The 7,379-nt window shown below is 43.5% G+C and carries 4 protein-coding genes and 1 pseudogene; all 5 read right to left on the bottom strand.

What is annotated here, in order from left to right; genetic code table 11:
* Nucleotides 1-76 precede the first annotated feature (76 nt).
* Nucleotides 77-334: pseudogene (locus tag Q1A70_RS18110) on the bottom strand (response regulator); the annotation flags it as partial.
* A 271-nt stretch (nt 335-605) separates the two neighbouring features.
* Nucleotides 606-1,214, bottom strand: coding sequence for an AarF/UbiB family protein (locus Q1A70_RS18105; protein ID WP_299694926.1), 609 nt, complete (start codon nt 1,212-1,214; stop codon nt 606-608).
* Between the two features lie 126 nt (nt 1,215-1,340).
* Nucleotides 1,341-4,733 carry a type VI secretion system membrane subunit TssM gene (tssM, locus tag Q1A70_RS18100; protein WP_299694917.1) on the bottom strand — a complete coding sequence of 1,131 codons (3,393 nt, stop codon included), beginning with the start codon at nt 4,731-4,733 and terminating at the stop codon, nt 1,341-1,343.
* Between the two features lie 2 nt (nt 4,734-4,735).
* Nucleotides 4,736-5,938, bottom strand: a complete 1,203-nt coding sequence (icmH, locus tag Q1A70_RS18095) for a type IVB secretion system protein IcmH/DotU (protein WP_299694920.1) — start codon at nt 5,936-5,938, stop codon at nt 4,736-4,738.
* Nucleotides 5,938-7,269: a type VI secretion system baseplate subunit TssK gene (gene tssK, locus Q1A70_RS18090; protein ID WP_299694923.1), complete on the bottom strand. Its 1,332-nt coding sequence runs from the start codon at nt 7,267-7,269 to the stop codon at nt 5,938-5,940. Before tssK ends, icmH begins: the two co-directional genes overlap by 1 nt.
* Nucleotides 7,270-7,379: the final 110 nt, after the last annotated feature.

Below are 7,379 nucleotides of genomic sequence, written 5' to 3'. Positions count from 1 at the left end.
TGAAGTACACCTAAACCCAGAAAGAGAAGCTGCTTAATAAGTAAGCAAATGATGACAACTACCTTGAAAAACGCCGGATGATTGGGATATCGGATGTGACCGGGTCACTTTTTAGTGTGCGACACACTTCATATCCGTCCATCTCAGGCATCATGATATCGAGAAGAATCAAATGTGGTTTTGGGGAGGATGAGGCGATTTTTAACGCCCTTTCACCGGATGTTGCTGCTTTGATTTTAAAATCGTCGTTGAGGATCCCTGAGAGGGTATGGATATTATCCGGTATGTCATCAACGACCAAAATAATGGGTTTGTCTGTCGTTATTTGATTCATTTTTTGTCCCTAAAAAATTTAATCAGATCACTGATATAAATGCTAACAAAGCGCAGCGTAATGTGGTGAAAATGCATGATTTATTGAGGGTTAACTCTTTGTTTTGGAATCTAAAAATATCAACACGCCCTAGCATATGAATAGATATTTTATATCTTAACCTTTACTTAACAAAAAATAACAACATCGACAGGGTCGTTGTGTGATCAGGCTTGAATTGTTGAAGTCAAAACCGGTTAATGCACTAAGTGCGCGTGTTGAGATGTTCAGCTTATCTTTGCTGTTTTAGTAGAGTCTGATATCGACTGGGCAGAGCAGCGTCATCGAATAACTGTTCTAGTATGACCGCGAGAGAAAACCAATCGTCAACTTGGCTTGTGACGAAATAGTCTCTTGAGTACTGGGGGGTGTAGCTCTCAAAGCGCAGCGCAGCGCGCTCAGTGCCTATTTTAGTGACAGAGCCAAAATCGATGAGTTGCATCTGGCCTTGCTGACTGATCACAATGTTGGACGGCTTAATATCGCCATGGATAAAACCAAGCGTATGGATTTGGTTGATGGCTGACTCTAAAGTGCTAAGCCAGTGAGAGGGCAAACTGGCTTGGATATTTGAGCTGTTGTGAATTTCCAGAAGTGTTTTACCACTCATATGAGTAAGAGTTAGGCAGTCACAGTGATGGATAAAAAAATAATCACAATATGTTGGCCAAACATTGCTGGTATTGGAACGGGTGTTGGAATAAAGAAACTCCGCCTCTTGCTTTAAAAAGTGTCGATGCTTTACCTGATGAGCACATTTAATGGTAACCAAGCCCCAATGAGAGTGTTGGGCTTTCAATACTCGTGAACTTAAACGAGTGAGGTGAGTGTAGCCTTGCATGGCTAACGCGTGTAGAAGCTTTTCATCGTTCACATCTACTTTATTTAAAGAGATCGTCTCCTCAAAAAATGGAGTTCGCCTTAATGTGCAAGGTGAGTGATTTGAACGTGCATTAAATGATCTCACTTAAATCCCACTTGGCAATGAAAATCCTGAGAAGAAACCGGGCACAAATGGATTTGATTGACCTTGAGTTTTGATGGTCAACTTCACTTTACTGTCCCCGTAAACAAACTCGACCTGTGTGTCTTGTGCTGATGTAAAGTTTACGTTTGGTTCGAATAAACGGAACCAACTCCATGTGCCTGTTACCGTGTTCTGACCGATAGTCGAACCCTGCGCATTAAGTTGAATACCTAACTTTTCGATAAACTTCGCATTACCTTGCCATGATTGTTGGCTCCATAACGTCGGCCCATGACGATAGGTAAAGATAGGTTTGTCTGAAATGATCGAAAACTCGGTAACGTTGGGTGTCATGTCGACGGCTTTCAATTGGAAGTCGATCATAATGTTCGATGGGTCAGCTAAGAATAGGGCGCTCTTTATATCGTCGGCTTTATCTATCATTGTCCAAACCTCTGGCGTAATCGATAAGCCTGTACCCGGCAGTAGTCCCGGTAAATAAGGTGCTTGATCGCTATTTTTAACGAATCCATTAAGGCGAGCTTGAGAGAATTTATCGACTATGCCATTAGTAACAAAGAAGGCTTTGACATCAGCGACACTCACATCTGATTTAGACTTTCGGTTAAACGGATAAAAAGAGGCAAGCCGCTGTTGGTAAGGTTGATAAACTTCATTCGACCATGCTGTGTTGAGGTAGTCGTGGGCTAACGACATCACCATTTCATTACTCTGATGCACAACCTTATTTGTCAGCTCTTCAGCCACAGTTAAATGATGATGAGATAAACTCGACAATGCTGAAATCGGATTTCCCGCTTGCAGCGTTGCGGACAGTATATTAAACGCGATTTTTTGTGGCTCTTTGGCTTGGTAAAATTGGTCAGCCCATTTGTTAGCATTGATAAACGCAGTGATCAGAGTATCTATTGGCTTGTTACCTTGATCATTAGCGGAGACTTGTTTTTTGTACGCTTGGAAGCTGAGAGAAATTTGGCGAGCGGATTCCTTTTTGTCAGGATCTTGCATCGGTATGCTCTCAGGAGCGGGTTGTTTATCATCTTTAGCTGGTATCGCCAGTTCGACATAGGTGTATTTAGCGATCGTTGAGTACAGGTCGACTAGCGGGTTGTGACTTGCGCCAGACAGGCTTGCGAATGCATTTTTGAGCAGCTTTGGATCTGTGATTTCTTTGACTTCAATATTGCTAATAAGATCACGCCAATAGTTAATGTAATCATTTTGGTAAGTTTGCTTGAGCTCACGACTGATTCGGTGCAGTTCCAGTGCGCTAGGGTATGCCCCTGCAACCCCTTGATATGACTGCAAGGCCGACTTTAGAGTTGGGGAGTTGATGGATAAATCAAGTTCGTTAAAACCGGTTGGCGTGTAGATGTAAGGTACCAAGTAGCCGGCATAACTTGCTGAGAACTGAAATACCGAACTAAAATTGTCTCCTAACTCGCCGCGAATATCGACACGCTTTGAAAAAGTGCTAGAGCTTTGAATATGTTCGTATAACAGCGTTTCAATGCCGGTTTGAGTGATGACTTTTTTCGCTAGGCTCTCTAGATCATGGTTCGATTTCACTGGCGTTAGGTTACGCGCAAAGATGTCATTGAGCAGCACATCTAGCTGCGCAATGTTGACGCTATCCGCTTCGCCTTGGTCTTGCAGCGTACGAATATAGTAGTTTTTGAGCTCTTGGACATTGGTTCGGTCTTTGCTGAATAGTAAACGATAGTTGTTTAACAGAGATAGCGTCTGAGATTGATCCTCAAGGTTTACGTATACAAACAGGTCTTTTTCAAGCGTATTTTCCATCGAAGGAATGAGGACCTGTTGCAGTTCTGTGTAATAGGCCTCTTCGACTTCTTGCTTAATACTAGGATTTGGCATAAATGGCAGGCTATACCAAGGTTCAGGCTGTTTATATAGGCTATAGATGCGCTGCAACGAAAACAGATTCGGGATATTATCAGCCATGTTTTCGATGTCATAAGGTGATGCTGATATCGCTTCTTTGTAACGTTCAAGCATGATATCGGCTCTGGTTTCACGTTGATTCTGGAAATCAAAGTCGAATTTGATCACTAGCAAGACTCCAGCGAGTAGGGCAGTCCAACAGAGCGTGAAAACAACTTGGTTAACAAGCAGCGTATTCTCTTTGCGTCTGTTTACGCCCACCAGTTCATGTTCAGATAAAATGACATGAGTCATTAGGTATTGAGCAAACAGAGTTTGGTTTACAGGAATTTGCTCTTTTTGTTGATAGTGCTCGTGACCAACCGAAGAAGAGACGGCGCTCGCTAGCAAGTCTGTTTGCGCAGAGCTTTGTCCATCATGAGTGAAGTAGAAACCTCGAAATTGCAGTGCATCACTGAGTTGTTCCCCTCTATATAATCGATTAAGGAACAACCAAAGGTTTTGCTTTAATAGCCCAAATTGAAAAGGCGCACTGGCAATAGATTTTCGATAATCTTGATTGAGTTGCCCAGCAAGCGCGTTGCTCATGTTGGCAATAAGTTCACTGATTATGTGATCATATTCATCATTAAACCAATCCGCGTCGATACCACCGTGCTTAGAGTACGGGGCTGTGGCTCCGAAGACTTCGTTTCTTTTTGATTCATCAAACGCAGAGAAGAACTGACAAAAGTCGCTGATACTGCCCATATTCGAGATCACGTTATAAATTGGCAGGCTGACTCCAAATGATTGATTAAACGTTTTTATTATCGATTTAAGCGCGTCAGCTTGTTGCGTTATCTGTTCATTGTTTTCTAACAATGAGCAGATATCTGTTGTGAGCAATAAGCCATTCGCCGCTTGTCTAGGCCGCCATGCAGTGAGCGAGTGACACAGCGTTTTCAGGTACTCCGGATGTTGGTCTTCACCCGTACTCACTGATACCAAGATAGAATGCTCACTCACCCAAAATAGGATAGGGAACTCAATGTCATTACCGAAGTCATCGAGTTTATACGCTTCGTAACCCATTTGAGTGATGATGCTTCTGTCTTTACTCGGGTTTTGGCTCAACAGTAGATAGATTGGCTGATCATAACGGCTGGTTAAGCGAGTTTTCCGTTTCTGGCCACTGATCATACGTTTGAAGTGGTGGGCTAACTGTTTCTGTCTTTTCTGAATGAGCTCTTTACCCAACGATTCTTGTTTCGCTTTTGCGCTGCGCTTGATCAGTACCCAATAGCAAAGGACACCGATAAGGGTTGAGACAATGGCGGTCGTGGTCAGCGCCCACACCAAATAAGCATTGAGTGGGGTTAATAGAATGACGCTAGAGACGACAGTAAAAAAGGCGACAGAGGCTAAGGCAGAGATACCCACTGTTTTTTTTACGTTGCCTGATTGGTTTGGTTTGGCATCCGGCATAATCAGTTAGACTTTTCCTTGTTTAACTCATGAGCAGAAGTGCGAACGATAATGGCGTTAATTTGGTCGTTGTCTACGTACCATGCTTTGGTGCTTCTCGCTTGTTCTGCGGTATCAGCTCTTAATATTACTCGATAGTATTTCTTGTACGCCGAGATGATCGGCTCATAAGCTGATGGTGATAGGTTATCTATAAAGGCTTGGGCGTTTTTCTTACTAGAGAAAGTCGCGAGCTGTACCAACCAATTGGCTGAGCTCGGTGTCAAGTGGTTGTTTTGCGAGGCTTTCAGCGCGTCGGCTTTACTTGCGTGACGTGGTGGGGTCTCTAAGTCGTTATCTTGGCTGATAAATACGATGTCTTTTATTTCACCTGATAACACATAGCGTTGGCTAAAGCTGTTCAAAAATGTGAAATCACGTGCGCGTTGACTGTGGGTCTTGGCGTACCAGAATTCCGTTAAGCCAATGCTGGTAGCGATCAAACAGAAGAAAAACAAGCTGGTGATCAAGTAACGTTTACGCCTAGTTGGTTTCCTGACTTCTGGAAGTTTTACTTTAGTACGGCAATGCACCCCGTTGGCGGAGCGATATTGGCTAATGGTTTGTTCTAACTGATGAACAAATGCTTTTAACTGCTCTGCGCCGCCTTCACGATATTGGCCTTTGAATCCAATATTAATGAAGAGGTAGATGATCTCTAAAAGGTCTATCAGCTTGTGGGGTTGTCTTGCGGCTTTTTCTGCGACAGAGAAGAACAGCTCCCCCCCATTACGCATACCAAACAATTCGCTCAGCAGGGTTTTGTTTTCCCAGCTGCGCTTCTCTCCCCATTCGGTGTAGATGATGAATTCATCGATGACAACTGCATACAAAAAGCACAGCTTATCGATAACCGCGATAGGGTAAGTGAGATCGGTTGCTTGAGCTTTTATGTCGTTGATACTCTGAATAAACTGTTCACGAAATAGTGTGAGATCTTCTGGTTCAGAGAGCGTGGATATTTTGAGTGTTTTAGTCAGTAAATCGCTGCTGATGTTGATCAGTTGATTCTCTGCCTTATCAAAGTGACGCAGAAACTCTTCTTGAGTGCTGCTTGAGTGCACAGCAACCAATGTAGAGAATATCTGATCAGACTCGGGATTAGCTGAGCCTTTTAATGCTCTATCGATGACCAGTGTTTCTTCGTCTAAATAATCCATAATCATTATCTCAACGCGTATAGAACGACTTCGAGGGCAGGAATGCGAGCATCAACGTGTAGCGCAATTGCGTCACGTGTATCTAGCATGTCTAACCAATTTCGATCTTTGGTATCGACTTCGAAATAGGCGACGCCTTGCATCGGCTTAAGCTCGCTCGGTGCGATCGGAAGCGGTGTTAATGAGATACCAGAAAGCGAGCTTCGAACGAGTTCTACAATCTTGTTGTTACTGCTTAGCTTGGCCGAAATAGGGAATAGCTCATTAAGCTCTGTGCTACTGATATCAGACTTAACACTGAGAACGAAACGACGGTTATAAACGCTGCTTGGATCTTTAATTAATGTGCGAAGCAATCGACGCTTCTCAAATAGGGATATATCCCATTTGAACTCGATAACCGAATCTTGTTGAACCAGCGTCAGTAAGTTTCTTAAGCTCGAAAACAACGGGTTAAAGTTGTTGTATAGCTGGTCATACTTTAATGGTTTGCATTGGTCAGGAATCGCTGGCGTTAACGCCATCACCTGAGCTTCGAACTGTTTTAATTTGGAATACAGCTCGTGAGTTGGGTATTTAGTATTGCTGATGGTCAACTCAAACCACGGAAGCCATGTGTTGAGAGTTTGCAGCCATAAGAAATCTTGCATCATAGACTGAGGGCTTTTTTGCCCTTGTCCTGCCTCGATGCGCTTGAGAAGGTTTTGAGCTCGGTTGCTAACTAGTGCGTGAATCTCTTTGACTCGCTCGTTCAGCAACGTTGAAGCGCCATAATGCAAACAGGCAGGAATAAAGGCTCTATCGAGCACGACTTCGTCAGAATCACTGATCTCCAAGATCTTAGCCACTGGAATTAGGGTAAACCCGGAGGCATCTTCTTCTGCAAATTTGAGCTCGATATTAAGTTGAGCCACATCAACCTCGACGCTGGCGTTTTCAGAGGTAGATGTGTCGAATACATTGATTGAACGGGTGATATAACGGCTCTGCTCTTGACCATCTTCGCTGTAATCATTGTTACCTTGCAACGAGATAGGCAGAGCAAGATAAACGATGGTTTCAATGGTGCCTTGCGGAATATCGACTACGATTTCTTGTTTGAGGTTGAATTGGGTTCCATCGGGGAACACACCTGAACAGCTCGGTATAGACAGCTTACCGATCCTTAAGAGATCGTGGTTAAGCACCAGTTCGGTGATACCGTAAAAAGGGGCAAAACCTGCCAGTGTTTCGATGTTCTGACGAATGTAGTTTTGCACATAGCGATCTTGCTGCTGAAAGTGCTGAGGGGCAATAAACATCCCTTCTTGCCACACGACTTTTTTGAAAGCGTCCACGTAAAATCCTTTTCTATTATTTTTATACAGTGGCTTTTTTATGGTTCATCGCAGCTTTCCGGGGAAAGCCGCTTTTATCTTCAAGAAGAAGTAGTCTGTATCTCGATACC

This window comes from uncultured Vibrio sp. (genome assembly GCF_947488985.1).
GTDB lineage: Bacteria > Pseudomonadota > Gammaproteobacteria > Enterobacterales > Vibrionaceae > Vibrio.
Note: the sequence above shows the minus strand (reverse complement) of the source record. Positions and strands in the feature narration are given on the sequence as shown.

What these genes read in the sequence shown, in the direction of transcription:
- Q1A70_RS18105 (WP_299694926.1), bottom strand. Translation starts at nt 1,214, where the DNA reads ATGCAAGGCTACACTCACCTCACTCGTTTAAGTTCACGAGTATTGAAA.
- tssM (WP_299694917.1), bottom strand. Translation starts at nt 4,733, where the DNA reads ATGCCGGATGCCAAACCAAACCAATCAGGCAACGTAAAAAAAACAGTG.
- icmH (WP_299694920.1), bottom strand. Translation starts at nt 5,938, where the DNA reads ATGATTATGGATTATTTAGACGAAGAAACACTGGTCATCGATAGAGCA.